Origin of the sequence: Streptomyces sp. NPDC026673 (assembly GCF_040638135.1) — a bacterium.
In the GTDB taxonomy this organism is placed as follows: domain Bacteria; phylum Actinomycetota; class Actinomycetes; order Streptomycetales; family Streptomycetaceae; genus Actinacidiphila.
Window position 1 is genome coordinate 1 of record NZ_JBEZXR010000046.1, and the last position, 14333, is coordinate 14333.

General features: G+C 73.4%; 15 protein-coding genes, 7 tRNA genes and 1 pseudogene. 10 read left to right on the forward strand and 13 right to left on the reverse strand.

Annotated elements, in window-relative coordinates:
* Nucleotides 1–102 precede the first annotated feature (102 nt).
* Nucleotides 103–1293 carry a hypothetical protein gene (locus AB0F62_RS27130; protein WP_361804428.1) on the reverse strand — a complete coding sequence of 397 codons (1191 nt, stop codon included), beginning with the start codon at nt 1291–1293 and terminating at the stop codon, nt 103–105.
* Nucleotides 1293–1859 (reverse strand): DUF4365 domain-containing protein, encoded by a 567-nt coding sequence (locus AB0F62_RS27135; RefSeq protein ID WP_361804431.1) that lies wholly within the window; start codon nt 1857–1859, stop codon nt 1293–1295. The genes AB0F62_RS27130 and AB0F62_RS27135 overlap by 1 nt, the downstream gene beginning before the upstream one ends.
* A gap of 173 nt (nt 1860–2032) precedes the next feature.
* Between AB0F62_RS27135 and AB0F62_RS27140 the strand changes: the two genes are divergently transcribed.
* Nucleotides 2033–2776 (forward strand): exonuclease domain-containing protein, encoded by a 744-nt coding sequence (locus AB0F62_RS27140; RefSeq protein WP_361804434.1) that lies wholly within the window; start codon nt 2033–2035, stop codon nt 2774–2776.
* 47 nt (nt 2777–2823) lie between these two features.
* Here the strand turns inward: AB0F62_RS27140 and AB0F62_RS27145 are convergent.
* Nucleotides 2824–2895 (reverse strand) — tRNA-Val (locus AB0F62_RS27145).
* Nucleotides 2896–2934: 39 nt separating this feature from the next.
* The gene (locus AB0F62_RS27150) at nt 2935–3411 is read right to left on the reverse strand and encodes an SRPBCC family protein (RefSeq protein WP_361804437.1); all 477 of its coding nucleotides are present in this window, start codon (nt 3409–3411) and stop codon (nt 2935–2937) included.
* An 80-nt stretch (nt 3412–3491) separates the two neighbouring features.
* Between AB0F62_RS27150 and AB0F62_RS27155 the strand changes: the two genes are divergently transcribed.
* The gene (locus tag AB0F62_RS27155) at nt 3492–5867 is read left to right on the forward strand and encodes a zinc ribbon domain-containing protein (RefSeq protein ID WP_361804440.1); all 2376 of its coding nucleotides are present in this window, start codon (nt 3492–3494) and stop codon (nt 5865–5867) included.
* Between the two features lie 556 nt (nt 5868–6423).
* On the opposite strand, the pseudogene AB0F62_RS27160 reads toward AB0F62_RS27155, so the two are convergent.
* The 3 genes and pseudogenes from AB0F62_RS27160 to AB0F62_RS27170 all read right to left on the reverse strand — a co-directional run.
* Nucleotides 6424–6591 (reverse strand): annotated as a pseudogene (locus AB0F62_RS27160) (carbohydrate ABC transporter permease); the annotation flags it as partial.
* Nucleotides 6592–6841: 250 nt separating this feature from the next.
* Nucleotides 6842–6913, reverse strand: a tRNA-Val gene (locus AB0F62_RS27165).
* A gap of 62 nt (nt 6914–6975) precedes the next feature.
* A complete protein-coding gene (locus AB0F62_RS27170) occupies nt 6976–7449 on the reverse strand; it encodes a TIGR02611 family protein (protein ID WP_361804443.1) in 474 nt (157 codons plus the stop codon).
* 190 nt (nt 7450–7639) lie between these two features.
* Between AB0F62_RS27170 and AB0F62_RS27175 the strand changes: the two genes are divergently transcribed.
* Complete coding sequence (locus AB0F62_RS27175) at nt 7640–8053, forward strand: SsgA family sporulation/cell division regulator (protein ID WP_003959770.1); 414 nt, start codon at nt 7640–7642, stop codon at nt 8051–8053.
* A 155-nt stretch (nt 8054–8208) separates the two neighbouring features.
* Nucleotides 8209–8793, forward strand: coding sequence for a CGNR zinc finger domain-containing protein (locus AB0F62_RS27180; protein ID WP_361804447.1), 585 nt, complete (start codon nt 8209–8211; stop codon nt 8791–8793).
* On the opposite strand, the gene AB0F62_RS27185 is transcribed toward AB0F62_RS27180, so the two are convergent.
* Nucleotides 8772–8906: a hypothetical protein gene (locus AB0F62_RS27185; protein ID WP_361804450.1), complete on the reverse strand. Its 135-nt coding sequence runs from the start codon at nt 8904–8906 to the stop codon at nt 8772–8774. The two genes, AB0F62_RS27180 and AB0F62_RS27185, sit on opposite strands and share 22 nt — an antisense overlap.
* Before the next feature lie 144 nt (nt 8907–9050).
* Nucleotides 9051–9497 carry a hypothetical protein gene (locus AB0F62_RS27190; RefSeq protein WP_361804453.1) on the reverse strand — a complete coding sequence of 149 codons (447 nt, stop codon included), beginning with the start codon at nt 9495–9497 and terminating at the stop codon, nt 9051–9053.
* A gap of 126 nt (nt 9498–9623) precedes the next feature.
* On the opposite strand from AB0F62_RS27190, the gene AB0F62_RS27195 reads away from it, so the two are divergent.
* Nucleotides 9624–10124, forward strand: a complete 501-nt coding sequence (locus tag AB0F62_RS27195; RefSeq protein ID WP_361804456.1) for a DsbA family protein — start codon at nt 9624–9626, stop codon at nt 10122–10124.
* A 395-nt stretch (nt 10125–10519) separates the two neighbouring features.
* On the opposite strand, the gene AB0F62_RS27200 is transcribed toward AB0F62_RS27195, so the two are convergent.
* The 3 genes from AB0F62_RS27200 to AB0F62_RS27210 all read right to left on the reverse strand — a co-directional run bounded on the left by AB0F62_RS27200 (nt 10520) and on the right by AB0F62_RS27210 (nt 13330).
* Entirely contained in the window at nt 10520–11347 is an 828-nt protein-coding gene (locus AB0F62_RS27200) for a GNAT family N-acetyltransferase (protein WP_361804459.1), read from the reverse strand.
* 65 nt (nt 11348–11412) lie between these two features.
* Nucleotides 11413–12276, reverse strand: coding sequence for an aminodeoxychorismate lyase (locus AB0F62_RS27205; RefSeq protein ID WP_361804462.1), 864 nt, complete (start codon nt 12274–12276; stop codon nt 11413–11415).
* A complete protein-coding gene (locus AB0F62_RS27210) occupies nt 12263–13330 on the reverse strand; it encodes a chorismate-binding protein (protein ID WP_361804465.1) in 1068 nt (355 codons plus the stop codon). The genes AB0F62_RS27205 and AB0F62_RS27210 overlap by 14 nt, the downstream gene beginning before the upstream one ends.
* A 201-nt stretch (nt 13331–13531) precedes the next feature.
* On the opposite strand from AB0F62_RS27210, the gene AB0F62_RS27215 reads away from it, so the two are divergent.
* The 5 genes from AB0F62_RS27215 (at nt 13532) to AB0F62_RS27235 (ending at nt 14003) form a co-directional block, all read left to right on the forward strand.
* Nucleotides 13532–13604, forward strand: a tRNA-Gly gene (locus AB0F62_RS27215).
* Nucleotides 13605–13632: 28 nt separating this feature from the next.
* A tRNA-Cys gene (locus AB0F62_RS27220) sits at nt 13633–13703 on the forward strand.
* Between the two features lie 4 nt (nt 13704–13707).
* Nucleotides 13708–13779: transfer RNA gene (locus tag AB0F62_RS27225), tRNA-Val, on the forward strand.
* Nucleotides 13780–13824: 45 nt separating this feature from the next.
* Nucleotides 13825–13896: transfer RNA gene (locus AB0F62_RS27230), tRNA-Val, on the forward strand.
* A gap of 32 nt (nt 13897–13928) precedes the next feature.
* Nucleotides 13929–14003, forward strand: a tRNA-Val gene (locus tag AB0F62_RS27235).
* A gap of 41 nt (nt 14004–14044) precedes the next feature.
* Here the strand turns inward: AB0F62_RS27235 and AB0F62_RS27240 are convergent.
* Nucleotides 14045–14326, reverse strand: coding sequence for a zf-TFIIB domain-containing protein (locus tag AB0F62_RS27240; RefSeq protein WP_361804468.1), 282 nt, complete (start codon nt 14324–14326; stop codon nt 14045–14047).
* Nucleotides 14327–14333: the final 7 nt, after the last annotated feature.

Consider the following 14333-nt stretch of genomic DNA (forward strand, 5'->3'; position numbering starts at 1 on the left):
CCGCCTCCCATAGCCTCCACGGTTTAACCCTCCCGCGCCGGGGGGGCGCCCCGCGACCGCACCCCGCGGCGCCGCGCGGCCGCGGGCGATCGGGGGGTCCGGTCAGCCGCCGAAGGAGTCCTCGAAGGTGTCGACGCCGCCGTGCAGGGCCTTCATCAGCCGGTCGCGGTCCGCCTCGTCGACGTGGACGGGGGCCGGCGCGGTCGGGTGGGTGAGGTGACGGAAGCCGGTACGCCTCTCCAGCCGTCCGGAGAGCCGGACGGGCAGCCCGACCAGATGCGCCTGGGCGGCGATGCGGTACCCCTCCTCCGGCAGGCGGACGCGCACATGGCGCACGTCGGCGCCGGCCAGGACGCGCAGCCGGATGGTGCCGCCCCCGGAGGGGCGCGGCCGGCGCAGGCGCGTGACGGTGCCGGTGACACGTACGTCGACGGAGGGCTCCTCCCGCACGAAACGCTCGCTGGCGGCCTCCAGGGCCGGAAGGTCGCCGGGGGAGAACTCGACCGGCTCGGGCACGGCGGCGAACCCCCCGGGGGCCCCGGCCGCCGGAGCCCAGGCGAGGGCGATGACCACGCCCTCGGTGCCGCGCACCATCCGGATCAGGGACTCGGCCAGCTCATGGCAGACGCCGAGGCCCACGGCCGCGTCGAAGGCGTCCATGCCGCCGGTGGTCCGCTGGTAGTCCACGGCATCACGGGTGGCCTGCAGCGCCCGCAGCAGCGTGGTCACCGCACGCCGGCCCTCGGGGACCGGCACATACGCGGTGAGCTGGTGCCCGACCGGTGCGGGACCGACCAGCACCCGCTCGAGGAAGGCGTCGGCGTGTCCCGTGTGGCGCGCGCCGAAGTAGCCGAACCGGTCCCGTTCGGCGCGGGCGGCGGACATGAGCATGGCACGGGCGGCGGCGCGCAGCTGCTCCGCCGCCGTCCACGGCACCGCCTCGCCGGCGACCGGCGGCAGTTCGCGGTGCCAGCGGATCTCGTCACCGGGGACGGCGAGCGCGGTGAGCACCTCGCGCGCCGAGGGCACGCCGCATCGGGCGAGGGCGTCGAGCGCCTCGCCCAGCAGCTCGCAGTGGTCGGCGTAGCGGGCGCCCGTCGTGCGCCGCTCGGGCACCAGGAGGCTGATCCGGGAGGCGGACTCCGGTTGTCCCGGGGGCGTCCAGCGCGTGTAGCGGCCCGGGGCGCCACCGCGCAGCCGCCAGCCGTGCCGGGCGAGCAGCGCGACGAGGACGCCGGGGTCGACGCGCTCGGGGTCGGGCGGGACGAGTGCGTCGTCGGCCGTCCGGCTCATCAGGGCCTCCCTCCCGCCCCGACCCGCGTCATGATCTCGCACAGGGCCCGGTCGTCGAAGATCCGCGCGGTGGGTATCCGCACGGTCGTCTTGCGCCTGCCGGTCACGGCGTGGCCGGCGAGGTTCGTCCAGTAGCAGCAGTGCCGCAGCTCCAGCCGGTCGTGACCGGCGCGCAGCCACTCCTCCTGGGTGCGGGGCACGAGCATCACGACGAGGATCTTGTGCACCGAGACCGGGGTCCGGGCCAGCTTCACCAGGTGCTCGTTCTCGAGCGTGAAGGCGAAGGTGGGACCGGGGGGCCGCGGGGCGACCTGGTAGGTGCACTTCAACTGCACCTTGATCGTGACCTCGTCGTCGACGTCGTGGCCGTGCGAACTGTGGCTTATGTGCCAATCGATGCCGTTGTCCGGGAAGGGCTGCGCGAGCGAGCAGCCGGCGGCCGCCGCCACCGCGTGCAGATATCCCACTTGGAGGGTTTCCATGCAGCTGGTGGTGGCGAGTCCGCCGCGCAGCGGTGCGTTCAGCTCCGACAGCAGCCCACCCGGACCGGGCTGCTCGAGCGCCATCGCTCTCCGTGCCTTTCCGGGCGCGGGAATCCTGGCGATCCCCGTTGCCATCTTCATCCCCACCAGCGACAAGTCGCAAACCGTTGCGGTTCGGTGACGTGCGGTCACGGGTACGTACTGTAAGGGCGGCCCGCCGGCCTCCCGCATCCTGCGATCCGCACGGGAGGTGCGCCATGCCGCACTGGTACGACGGCCCGCTGGCCGCCTTCGACACGGAGACCACGGGGGTCGACGTGGAGCACGACCGGGTCGTCTCCGCCGCGTTGGTGGTCGAGGACGCCCCGGGCATACCGCCGAGGACGATCCGCTGGCTGGTGGACCCCGGGGTCCCGGTGCCCGAAGGGGCCCGCGCGGTGCATGGACTGGACGACGCCTATCTGCAGGCCAACGGCCGCCGGCCCGGGCCGGTGATGGAGGAGCTCGCGCGGGCCCTGGGCGACCAGGCGGCGGCCGGGGTGCCGCTGGTCGTGATGAACGCGCCCTTCGATCTGACCCTGCTGGACCGGGAGTTGAAGCGGCACCGGGGGATGGCGCTCGACGCGTATCTGGTGCGCGGGCCGCTGCGCGTGCTCGACCCCCGGGTCCTGGACAAGCACCTCGACCGCTACCGCAAGGGCCGCCGTACCCTCACCGACCTGTGCGCCCACTACGGCGTGGTGCTGACCGACGCCCACGACGCCGCGGCCGACGCCCTCGCCGCGCTCGCGCTCGTGCGGGTGCTGGGCCACCGCTTCTCCGGGCGGATCGGCGGGGTGCCGCCCGCCGAACTGCACGCCCGGCAGGCGGTCTGGCACGCCGGCCAGGCACGCGGCCTGCAGGCGTGGTTCGCCCGCAGCGGCACGGAGGAACACGTCGACCCGGCCTGGCCGCTGCGGCCGTCGCCGCCGCTGCGGACGCGGGAGGAGCCGGCGGCCTAGCGAAACGACGGAGGGCCGGTCCTGATGGACCGGCCCTCCGTGACAAGTGGGCGATACTGGGATCGAACCAGTGACCCCTTCGGTGTGAACGAAGTGCTCTCCCGCTGAGCTAATCGCCCGGGAACGACCTGAACAATACAGGGCGCGGGCGGCTGCGTTCAAACGGCTTCCCGGCCGGGCGCCCCGTCCGCGCCCAGACGGGCGTTCATACCGCGCCGGCCCTGCCGCATCATCAGGGCGTGGTTGGCCCGGAACAGCGGCCGGCAGGGGACGGCCAGCCGCCGCATCAGCGGCTTGTTGACGATCACGTCCTCCTCGAAGAGCAGCCGGGTGCCGGCGCCCGCGCCGTCCGCGCCGACGGTCCACCGCACCCACCCCTCCAGGTCGCCGTACATCGCCGCCTCCAGCACCCGCGCCCGCGGGTCGCGGCGCGTCTGGTGCGCGGTCACGAACAGGTCGTACGGCAGCAGCGAGCGGAAGCGCAGGGTGCCGGTGGTCTCACCGGTCCTCCGCACCTCGCGGACCTGCGGCCACCAGAACGGATACTCGTCCGGGCGCTCCAGGAGGTCGTAGACGGCCTCGGGCGGGGCGGTGATCCGCCAGAGACTGCGGAAGCGGTAGCGGCTCCAGTCCATGGGCCCAGTGTGCGTACTCAGCGCGGAACTGAGTACCAGCGCGCATGACCGCGAACGTGGCCCGCGCCACACTCCGAGGCATGACGACGACGCCCCCGCCGCACGACCGCTGCCCCGCGTGCGGCGGCTACCTGCCCGCCACGGCGCCGCCCGCGTGCCCGCGTTGCGGGCTGCCCCTGGTCGGGCCGGTCGCCGAGGAGTTGCGCGAGACCGATCGCGCGCTCCTGCGGCTCGACGCAGAGCGCGGCCGCCTCATCGCCCGGCGCGGGCAGTTGCTGGCCCAGTTGCGGCCGCCGTACCCGCCGGCGCCGTGGGGTCCACGGCCGGGCGCGCCGTGGGGTGCCCCGCCGCGCCGCGAGACCTCGCCGCGCGCGGTGCAGAACCTGCTGCTCGCCCTCGGCGGCGTGCTGCTCGCCGTCGCCGCGATCGCGTTCACGGTCATCAGCTGGGGCCACCTCGGCATCGGCGGCCGCGCCGCCGTCCTGGGCGCGCTGACGCTCGCGGCGACGGGTGTCCCCGCGCTGCTGCTGCGCCGCTCGCTGACCGCGACGGCCGAGGTGGTCGCCTGCCTCGGGCTGGTCCTGCTGCTGCTCGACGCCTACGCGCTCCGCCAGGTCGCGCTCGGCGGCACCGACGGGCTGCGCTACGCGGCGGCGTCCCTGGCCGTCGTCGCCGCTGTCTGGGCCGGGTACGGGAAGGTGCTCGGGCGGCTCGTGCTGCCGGTGCCGCTCGCCGCGGTCATCGCGCAACTCCCCCTGGCTCTGTGGGCGTCGGCCGCGGAGTCGGCGTACGGACTCGCGTCCGCCCTCCTCGTCACGGCCGCGGTGGACGCGGCACTCGCCCTCCTCACCGGCGGACGCGGCACGCGGATCACGGCCGCGATCGCCGGCACGCTCATGGGGGCGGCCGGGCTGCTCACCGCGGGCGGGCTCTCCGTCTCGGCCGGCGACGGCGGGGCGGCACTGCGGGCCGGTGCGTTGCTGCTGGGCGCCGGTGTGGTGGCCGTCGCCGTCGCGCTGCGGCCCGCGGTGCCGGCCGCCGTGGCCGGGACCCTGTCCGGGGTCGCGGCGGTCGCGGTGGCGGGCGCGGCGGGCGGGGTCGTCCGGGTCGGTGTGCCGGGCGACTGGATCGTGCCCGGGTACCTGGTGTGCGCGACGGCCGTCCTGGCCGCCGCGGTCCTCGTGGTCCCGGCGCGCCCGGTGGCCGCCGGCCTCGCGGCCGGGGCCGGCACCGTGCACGCCCTCGCGCTGCTGTGGGCGCTGCCCTCACTGACGGTCGGCGTGCTCACGCCCGGCGGGTGGGAGGGCCCCGACAGCGCGGTCGCGGCGGCGGGGCTGCTCGCCGCGGTACTGGGTGCGGCCGCGTGGCGGTATCGCGGCTCCCCGTACGGCCCGGTCGCCGCTTCCGGGGCCGTGGTGCTCGGTGCGGTCGCGGTGTGCGTGCCGGTGGCGCTGCCGGGTCCGCTGCCTGGTCCGCTGCCGGTGCGGCTGGTCGTCGTGGCGGCTCTGCTCGCGCTGTCGGTCAGGGCGCTGGCCTGGACCACCCTGGTCACCGCGGGCGGGCTCGCCGCGACGGCGGTCGTCTGGGCGTATCCCGAGCGTGCGACGACCCTGACCGTCCTCGCCGTACTCCTGGCCTGCTTCGGCGCGCTGTTCGCCGTGGCGTCCCGGACCCGCGCGGTGAGCGCCGCCGCGGTGGTCGCCTGCGCGGCGGGCCTCGCCTGGACCGGACTGCCCGCGCACGCGGCGGCGTTCACCCTCCTCGCGATCGCCGCGGCCGCCCAGGCCGCCGCCCTGCGCGACACGGGGCGCCTCTTCGAGCATCCCGGCCACGCCGCCGCCCTCGTCGGGGTCTGCCTCGTCGCCGACGACCCCGCGCTGCTGGCCCTGGCACTGGCCACGGCGGGCGTCCTCGCGGCGGGCGTCGCCGTGGTGCGGGCCGACCGGCGGTGGATGGCGTACGTCGCCACCTGCCTGACGATCGCGGCGAGTTGGGTCCGGCTCGCGGCGTCCGACGTCGACGTCCCGGAGGCGTACACGCTCCCCGTCACGGCCGCCGCCCTGGCCATCGGGGCCCTGCGGCGGCGCCGCGACCCCTCGTCGTCCTCCTGGGTCGCCTACGCGCCCGGGCTCTGCGCGACCCTCCTCCCGAGCCTCGCCGCGGCCTGGAGCGACCCGGGGTGGATCCGGCCCCTGTCCCTCGGCGCGGCCGCGCTCGCCGTGCTGCTGCTCGGGGCCCGCCACCGGTTGGCGGCGCCGCTTGTGCTGGGGGCGGGGGTGCTCGCGCTCGACGCGCTCCACGAGTTGGCCCCCTATATCGCCCAGGCCCTGGGCGCGGTCCCGCGGTGGGTGCCGCTCGCTCTGGCGGGCGTGCTTCTGCTGGGGGTCGGGGCGACGTATGAGCGTCGCTTGCGCGACGTCCGGCGTGTGCGGGAGGCGCTGGGGCGCCTGCGGTGAGGTGTGGCGGGGGGGGGCGTTGTGTGCGGCCCGGTGGTTGTGTGCGGGTTCGTTGCGCCTGCGGCGGGCTGTCCCCCACCCTCCCGCCCGAGCACCCGGCGCGGTCAGGTACCGCGCCGCTGCGTGTGGGGGTGGGCCGGGTGCGGGGCCTCCGGGGCTGGGCATTCTGGACGCATATTTACGTGCATGGCGGGCACCTGCTCTTGTCGTCCCGGGTGCCGCACACAAATACGCCCAGTGTCCAGAACGCCCACCCCTCCGACCCCGCCCCCTCCCTCTCGTAGCGCGCCTGATCCCCGGAGGGGGTAAGGGGGCGGTCCGGGGGCACCGCGCATGCTTCCTGAACCCCACCGGGGCAGGCGCCCCACGGGGCACCGCCCAGCAGTAGCTGGGGAAGGGCGGGGTGAGGAAGCGGTTCGGGGTCGCCGCGAGTGCCTTGCTGACCCCCCACCGGGCCGACAGGCACCCCGACCGGCAGGGGGTGTGGCGGGGTGCTCCCCTCGGCCGGAGGGAGCGCGGGGACCGCGCGCCTCAGGCGCCACACACCGGCACGGCGGACCATGCTCCAATAGGCGCGCAGATGCCGCAGCCGTCGATAGGTGCCGCCTCGTCCAATTCCCTGGGAGTTGCGCATGAATTGCGCCATCGGGGAAACGGAGAAAGCGTTCGCGGCGCGGTATTTCCCCAACCGCAGCGGGATATAAGTGTTGATCAGGTCGAGATCTTCGCCGCAAAGAGCAGAGAACCGACACCCAGGACGAGCGAGTTGACGAAGAAGGCGATGCCGGATGCCGGGCCGGCGAGGGGCCGTGCACGGTGGAGGTCATCGGGCGTCCACCCCTTCCCCGCGGCCAGCAAGCCGACGCCTGGCATCGGCAGCGGGCAGTGCGGGTCGCCGACCCGCACTGGGCGCATCGCCGGGCACACGCCGAGGGCCCGGAAGCCTTGATCGGCTTCCGGGCCCTCGGTCCGGGTGGGCGATACTGGGATCGAACCAGTGACCCCTTCGGTGTGAACGAAGTGCTCTCCCGCTGAGCTAATCGCCCCGGTGCGGGGACAACATTACCGCATGTCAGCGGGTGCCCCGACCACCACGGACGGCGCACCCTCAGTGCAGGTCGGCCTTCCACGGCATCACGAAGCCGAACCGCCACAGGTAGTAGCCCATCAGGACGCCGATGATCACCAGCCCGATGACGGTCAGCGTCAGATTCCGCCGACGCACCTTCGGATCGAGTGCTTTCTGTGCCGCCTCGGTCACCTTCCGCTTGGTCCAGCGCAGCACGAGCTGGGCCCAGACGAATTCGGTCGCCCAGACCGCCATTCCGGCGAAGATCACCACCCAGCCGGGCCCCGGCAGCGGGAGCAGCACGATGCCCGTCCCGACGATCGCCAGGCCCACCAGGAAGACGCCGACCTGCCAGCTCACGTGCAGCGCGCGGGACCGCTGGATGAAATGCGGCGCCCTCGACCCCAGCGGGCGCTCGGAGCCCTCCGGCCTGTCGTCCCCGTCGTCCCCGTTGTCGACGATCGCGGGATCCGTGGCCACGGCCACCTCCCGCTCGTCACTCTCCGCAGTCATACTCCCAAACTTACCCGAACCTCCTTCGTCACCGGAATGGCTCGCCGGGGAGGAAAAGAACTCGGCCGGACGAGGTACCGGAACCCTCACAAACCCGTCAGAGGGGTTTACAACGTCCCCGCAGGTGGCATGTCGATTTCGCCGACGTGCGAATCCCCGAGCGCACACTGAGCGAAAGGCCCTGGCGCTTATGAACACCACGGTCAGCTGCGAGCTGCACCTGCGCCTCGTTGTGTCGAGCGAATCGTCACTGCCCGTACCCGCGGGCTTGCGGTACGACACGGCCGATCCCTACGCCGTGCACGCCACCTTCCACACCGGTGCCGAGGAGACAGTCGAATGGGTCTTCGCCCGCGACCTGCTCGCCGAAGGCCTGCACCGACCCACCGGCACCGGCGACGTCCGGGTCTGGCCGTCCCGCAGTCACGGCCAGGGCGTCGTGTGCATCGCCCTCAGCTCTCCGGAGGGGGAGGCGCTGCTGGAGGCCCCTGCGCGGGCCCTGGAGTCGTTCCTCAAGCGGACCGACGCCGCGGTGCCCCCCGGCACCGAACACCGTCATTTCGACCTGGACACCGAGCTCTCGCACATCCTCGCCGAGAGCTGAGTCCACCGACCGTCCGTCGCCGTACGCATCTCGGGGGTACGGCGCGGACCCGACCTGCGAAGCCGTCGTCGTGGAGCAGCACGCTCCACGACGGCGGCTCTCGCGCTACAGTCACCGGAACGCCCGACCCACGAGGCCAGGGAGAGAGCGATTCCGTGCTGATCAACCATGACACCAGGTGCGCACTCGACTGCGTGGTGGATCTCATCAACACCACGCCGGAGAGTGACGGGCGCGAGGGTCTGCCCGACCTCGCGGCGCTGCGCGCCTTCGTGGAGCGCAACGCGATCAGCGACGTCGACTCGCTCGACGAGGACGACCTCGGCGCGGTGCGCGCGGTACGGCAGCTCTTCGCACAGGCGTTCTCCGCGCCCACCACGCCCGAGGCGGCGGCGCTGATCAACTCATTGGTCGCCGAGGCCGGCACCACACCGCGGCTCACCGACCACGACGGCTACGACTGGCACGTGCACTACTTCGCCCCGGGCGCCTCCCTCGCCGACCACCTGGCCGCCGACTGCGGTATGGCTCTGGCGTTCCTCCTCGTCGCCGGGGAACGGGAGCGGCTGCGCCGCTGCGACGCCCCGGACTGCCGGCGCGCCTTCGTGGACCTCTCCCGGAACCGCTCGCGCCGCTACTGCGACAGCCGCACCTGCGGCAACCGGCTCCACGTCGCCGCCTACCGGGCGCGCCGCCGCGAAGCCGTCGCCGTGCCCGCTCAGAACGGCCAGAGGTCGTAGAGCCCGCCGAAGGCGAGCAGGCTGCCGATCACGGTCAGGAACAGCATCAGCGGCGGCTGGGAGAGCGCGAACAGGCAGCCGCGTGGCTCATCGTCGTCTGCTTCGGCTTCCATGGCCTTACGGGTGTGCTCGGAGGGGCGCGAACTCGCACAACCGTACGCCCCCGGACGCACCAAATCCCGCTCAGGGGGCGGTAGTTGAGGTCCGCCAGGGCGATGATGGCGTAACCCCGCCACCCCCTGCCACCAACACGCCGCTCAGATGCCCCTGCGCTTGAGGATCTCCTCGATCTCTCCGAATTCGGCCAGGTCGGGATCGGTCTTCGGCTTCTTCGGGACCGGTTTCTTCCCCGGTGCCAGAGCGGGCGCCGCCGCGCCCCGCGCGACCGCCCCGCCCCCGCCCGCCTCCGGGACGCCCTTGCGGCGACCGGCGACCCGCGCGAGGACGTACAGCACCACGGAGAGGGCGAGAACGCCGAAGCCCGCCCACACCGAGGGCTTGAACACCAGATCCGCCGCCCACTCCCCCACGGCCCGGATCACCGTCCCGGCGAGCGAGACCAGACCCGTCATGTACAGGCCCACGGGCAGCAGCGCCACCGCGGCGATCAGGGTCGCTCTGCGGAAACGGCGCCGGTAGGCGGCGAGCAGGGCGATCGCCAGGCCCGCCGCGGACAGCGCGACACACACGGTCGAGGTCAGCATGCGGAGCTCCTCCGAAGTGGTCTGCTCGCTCCATCGTGCACCTGTGGCCCGCCCGTGGGCCACGGCCCGGCGGCAACCTCAGGGTGATCTCGGGGGCGGCTCCTCCCCCGGTGGGAGACTGGCCCCATGAACGAACCGACCCCCGTCGTCCTCGAGTACTGGTGCGAACTCCAGTGCCCCGACTGCGCCGCCGCCCTCACCGACCTCCACGCCCTGCGCGAGCGGTACGGCGACGCCCTGGAGATCCAGCTGCGGCACTTCCCCCTGGAGAAGCACAAGCACTCCTACGCCGCCGCCCAGGCCGCGGAGGAGGCGTTCGCCCAGGGACGCGGCTGGGAGTACGCCGAGGCGGTCCTCGCGCGCACGGACGAACTCGGCGAGCGGGGCGAGGCGCTGCTGGTCGAGATCGCGGCGGAACTGGGGCTCGACGCGGAGGAGGTCGACACGGCGCTGGTCGACGGTCGCCACCTTCTCGTCGTGGACGCGGACCACGCCGAGGGCAAGGCCATCGGCGTCACCGGGACCCCCACCTACGTCATCTCCGGCGAACGCCTCGACGGCGGCAAGTCCCAAGACGGCCTCCGCGCCCGCATCGAATCCCTCGCAGACGCCGCCCTGAGCCGATAACCCCCTACCGGGCCTGACGTGACAATGGCACCCCCCTGCCGGTCGGGGTGCCCCCGGACCGCCCCCTTACTCCCCTCCGGGGATCAGGCGCGCTACGAGACGGAGGGGGCGGGGGAGTTGGGGGCACCCCCGGCCGAAGGCTGGGGGAGGGTGGGCGTTCTGGACACTGGGCGTATTTGTGTGCGGCACCCGGGACGACACAAGCAAGTGCCCGCCACGCACGTAAATATGCGTCCAGAATGCCCAGCCCCGGAGGCCCCGCACCCGGCCCACCCACACACGCGCGAGGCGGTGCCTGACCGCGCCGGGCAATCGGGCGGGCGGGCGGGGAAAAACCCCACCGCAACCACAACGCACCCGCACACAACAACGCACCGCACCCACACCCCAGGCCCTCAAACAAGCGGCTTGGCCAGATGCACCCGCGTCACCCCGTACCCCAGCGAAGCGTAAAGCCCCTCCGCCGCCTCGTTCCCCGCGAAGACGTTGAGCCCGAGCCGGCTCAGCCCCGCCGCCAGGCACTCCCGCTCCGCGGCGAGCATGAGCGTGCGCCCGTGGCCCCGCCCCCGGCGCCCCTCCGCGACGCGGACGTTGAAGACGAACCCCGTGTCCTCGTCGCTGCGCCCCACCCACAGGTCACCGACGGCCTCCCCGTCCGCCTCCAGCACGCGCAGCGTCGCACCGGGCGTCGCGAGCCCATCGGGAAGGGCGGCCCGGTCGTCCGCGTCGGCCTTGGCGCGGGCCTGCGCCTCGGGCACGCCGCGCCCCGTCCAGGCGTCGACGTACTCGTCCCGCTTGCGGGCCACCCAGCCCGGGTACTCCGCCTCCGTCATGGGCCGTACGACGCTGCCCTCCGGCAGGACCGGCGGCACGCCGGGCAGTTCCTTGAGCATGCTCCGGTTGCGGACCACGTACCCCAGCACGCCGGCGAGCCGGAGCGCGGCGGCGTCCTCCGTCCGCACCGAGACCTCGATGCGGCGGCAGCCCCACCCCCTCAGCACCTCCTCCGCGGCGAGCGCCGCGACCGTGCCGCGGCCGCGGCGCTGCTGGTCGTGGTCGATCCGCAGCGCGGCGATGCGCCCCACCTCGGGCCCGAACCGGGCGTCGGTGCACACGGTGGTCTCCCCCACCGGGCGCCCGTTGACACAGACGTGGAAGCGGCGGGCGCGTACTCCGCCGCGCCAGCGCTGCTCGGGCTCGGCCGGGCGCAGGGTGGTGGTCATGGTGTGGAGTTCTACCGGGTCGGCGCAGTCACGTCACGGGTTCAACCATCCGGAACCGCCCCGTCTCAGGGGTTCGGGTGCTCCGCGGACCGCTCCGCGAAGACCCGCATCGCCTTGGCCGTGACCGGGCCGGGGTGGGACCCGGTGGCGAGCTCGCGGTCGTCGACGCGGTGGACGCCCTGGACGTCCCGGAGCGAGGACGTCACGAAGATCTCCTCGGCGTCGGCCAGCGCCTCGAACGGCAGGTCGGCCTCCTCGGCACCGGCCCACTCCACGACGAGCTCCCGCGTGATCCCGGCGAGGCAGCCGGAGGCCAGCGGCGGGGTGAGCAGCTTGCCGCCGATGACGACGAAGACATTGGAGCCGGTGCCCTCGCAGAGGCGTCCCTGCGTGTTGGCGAACAGCGCCTCGGAGGCGCCGTGCTGGTGGGCACGGGCCAGGGCGACGACGTTCTCGCCGTACGAGGTGGTCTTGAGCCCGGCGAGCGCGCCCTTCTCGTTGCGGGTCCAGGGGACCGTGACGACGGCCGTGGTGTCCGGGCGCACGGTCGCGGCGCCGAGGGCGACGACCAGGGTGGGGCCGGTGGTGCCGCGCTCGGAGCCCAGCGGCGAGGTGCCACCGGTGTAGGTGACGCGGAGCCTGCCGTGGGGCATCGGGTTGGCGGCGAGGACGGCCTCGCAGGCGTGGCGCACCTCGTCCAGGTCGGGCTCGGGCAGGCCGAGGCCCCGCGCGGAGCGGGCCAGCCGACGGAGGTGGCGGTCGACCGCGAAGGCGCTGCCTCCGGTGGTCTTGAGCGTCTCGAAGACGCCGTCCCCGACGGTCAGGCCGTGGTCCATGACGGACACGAACGCCTCGTCGGTCTCGCGCAGCGCGCCGTTGACCCAGATCGCGCCCACGGTGGTCGTGCTCACGGTGTCACTCTGCCCCATGGTTCTGTTCGCCTTCGTTCGAGTCGTACGTACCCGACGCTACCGCCAGCAGCCGGGAGGCCTTCAGTTCGGTCTCGTCCCATTCGCGGTCCGGATCGGAGCCCCAGGTGATCCCGGCGCCGGTGCCGAAGCGCAGCACGGGACCGCCGGGGGCGGAGCGGTCGATCCAGAAGGTGCGGATGCCCACGGCGAGCTCGCCGGTCCCGCGGTCGGCGTCCACCCAGCCGATGCCGCCGCAGTACGGGCCGCGGGGGGCCGTCTCCAGTTCCTCGATGATGCGCAGGGCGCTGGACTTGGGCGCGCCGGTGACGGAGCCGGGCGGGAACGCGGCCTCCAGCAGCTCCGCCCAGCCGGCGCCCTCGCGCAGTTCACCGCGGACGGTGGAGACGAGGTGGACCAGGCCGGGGTGCTTCTCCACGACGCAGAGGTCGGGGACGGTGACCGTGCCGGTGGCGCAGACCCGACCGAGGTCGTTGCGGACCAGGTCGACGATCATGACGTTCTCGGCGTGGTCCTTGGGCAGCAGGTCGGCCTCGGTGCGGCCGGTGCCCTTGATGGGGCCGGACTCGATCATGTCGCCGCGGCGGCGCAGGAAGAGCTCGGGGGAGGCGCTGGCGACCTCTATCCCGTGCCCGGGCAGCCGGATCGTTCCGGCGTACGGAGCCGGGTTGCCGCTGGCGAGGGCGGCCGCCAGGGCGTCGATGTCCGCGTCCGGGTCGGGCAGCTGCGCGGTGAGCACCCGGCAGAGGTTCGCCTGGTAGACCTCGCCGGCCGCGATGTACTCACGGATGCGGCGCACTCCGGCGGTGTATCCGGCCCGGTCCAGCGAGGACGTCCAGTCGGAGCGGGCGGGGCCCGTCCACGGCCGGCGCGGGGCCGTCGTCCGGGGTTCCGGCCGTACGTTCCCGAAGCGCGCGCAGACCGTCGCGCCCTCGAAACCGGCGACCACCGCCCAGAAGCCGGAGGAGTCCAGCGCGGCGGGGTCGGTGGTGACATCCCGCAGGTCGGAGGCGAGAAGGCCGCCGAATCTGGCGAGGGGCGCGAGGTCGGGCACGGGGCTTCCCAGGTCGGTCCGGAGGGGCGAGTGCGAGTCTAAGTCGGCGGCGGCGACCGAGATGTGCTGGTCACCGACCCGGCACGCTGCGGAAACGCGTTTTGGTGGCGGCGCCGTAATCCGCTAGAGTTCAACTCGTCGCCGGGACGCGGAAGCGCCCGGCGGAGGTCCCGCCCGGGTTCGAGCTCCGGGGGAGACACTGCGGACGTGGCTCAGTTGGTAGAGCATCACCTTGCCAAGGTGAGGGTCGCGAGTTCGAATCTCGTCGTCCGCTCGAAGTGGGGGTTTCCCGCCCCCGCGCTGGTGGAGTGGCCGAGAGGCGAGGCAACGGCCTGCAAAGCCGTCTACACGGGTTCAAATCCCGTCTCCACCTCTGAGGACGATTAGCTCAGCGGGAGAGCGCTTCCCTGACACGGAAGAGGTCACTGGTTCAATCCCAGTATCGTCCACTGGGCCCGCGAGGGCCTTCCCCACGCTTCGGCAGGGGGACTCCGGCGCGATTAGCTCAGCGGGAGAGCGCTTCCCTGACACGGAAGAGGTCACTGGTTCAATCCCAGTATCGCGCACGCCGCATCACCTGCAGCACCCGCAGTACCGAGGACGATTAGCTCAGCGGGAGAGCGCTTCCCTGACACGGAAGAGGTCACTGGTTCAATCCCAGTATCGTCCACCACCAGCCGAGGGCCGGAGCGTTCGCTCCGGCCCTCGGTCGTGTCACGACGAGAAGAGCATGTGCGCCCAGCTCTGGTGCTTGTGGTGGCCGTGGTGGCCCCCGTGGTGACCGCCGTGCGGGGCACCCCAGGCCGGGGCGGCGTGCTGCTGCGGGTAGCCCGCCGGCGGCGGCGGGGCGGGCTGGGCGTACTGCCCCTCCATCCGGGTCAGGGCCTCGAGCTCCCCGTAGTCCAGGAAGATCCCCCGGCAGTTGCCGCACTGCTCGATCTGGACACCGCTGCGGGTGTACGTCTGCATCGGGCCATGACACTTGGGACAGAGCATCGTCGGC

Coding starts and splice junctions, on each gene's coding strand:
- AB0F62_RS27190 (WP_361804453.1), bottom strand. CDS start 9,497: ATGCTGACCTCGACCGTGTGTGTCGCGCTGTCCGCGGCGGGCCTGGCG.
- AB0F62_RS27150 (WP_361804437.1), bottom strand. CDS start 3,411: ATGGACTGGAGCCGCTACCGCTTCCGCAGTCTCTGGCGGATCACCGCC.
- AB0F62_RS27175 (WP_003959770.1), top strand. CDS start 7,640: ATGAACACCACGGTCAGCTGCGAGCTGCACCTGCGCCTCGTTGTGTCG.
- AB0F62_RS27240 (WP_361804468.1), bottom strand. CDS start 14,326: ATGCTCTGTCCCAAGTGTCATGGCCCGATGCAGACGTACACCCGCAGC.
- AB0F62_RS27155 (WP_361804440.1), top strand. CDS start 3,492: ATGACGACGACGCCCCCGCCGCACGACCGCTGCCCCGCGTGCGGCGGC.
- AB0F62_RS27200 (WP_361804459.1), bottom strand. CDS start 11,347: ATGACCACCACCCTGCGCCCGGCCGAGCCCGAGCAGCGCTGGCGCGGC.
- AB0F62_RS27185 (WP_361804450.1), bottom strand. CDS start 8,906: ATGGAAGCCGAAGCAGACGACGATGAGCCACGCGGCTGCCTGTTCGCG.
- AB0F62_RS27140 (WP_361804434.1), top strand. CDS start 2,033: ATGCCGCACTGGTACGACGGCCCGCTGGCCGCCTTCGACACGGAGACC.
- AB0F62_RS27130 (WP_361804428.1), bottom strand. CDS start 1,293: ATGAGCCGGACGGCCGACGACGCACTCGTCCCGCCCGACCCCGAGCGC.
- AB0F62_RS27135 (WP_361804431.1), bottom strand. CDS start 1,859: ATGGCGCTCGAGCAGCCCGGTCCGGGTGGGCTGCTGTCGGAGCTGAAC.
- AB0F62_RS27170 (WP_361804443.1), bottom strand. CDS start 7,449: ATGACTGCGGAGAGTGACGAGCGGGAGGTGGCCGTGGCCACGGATCCC.
- AB0F62_RS27195 (WP_361804456.1), top strand. CDS start 9,624: ATGAACGAACCGACCCCCGTCGTCCTCGAGTACTGGTGCGAACTCCAG.
- AB0F62_RS27205 (WP_361804462.1), bottom strand. CDS start 12,276: ATGGGGCAGAGTGACACCGTGAGCACGACCACCGTGGGCGCGATCTGG.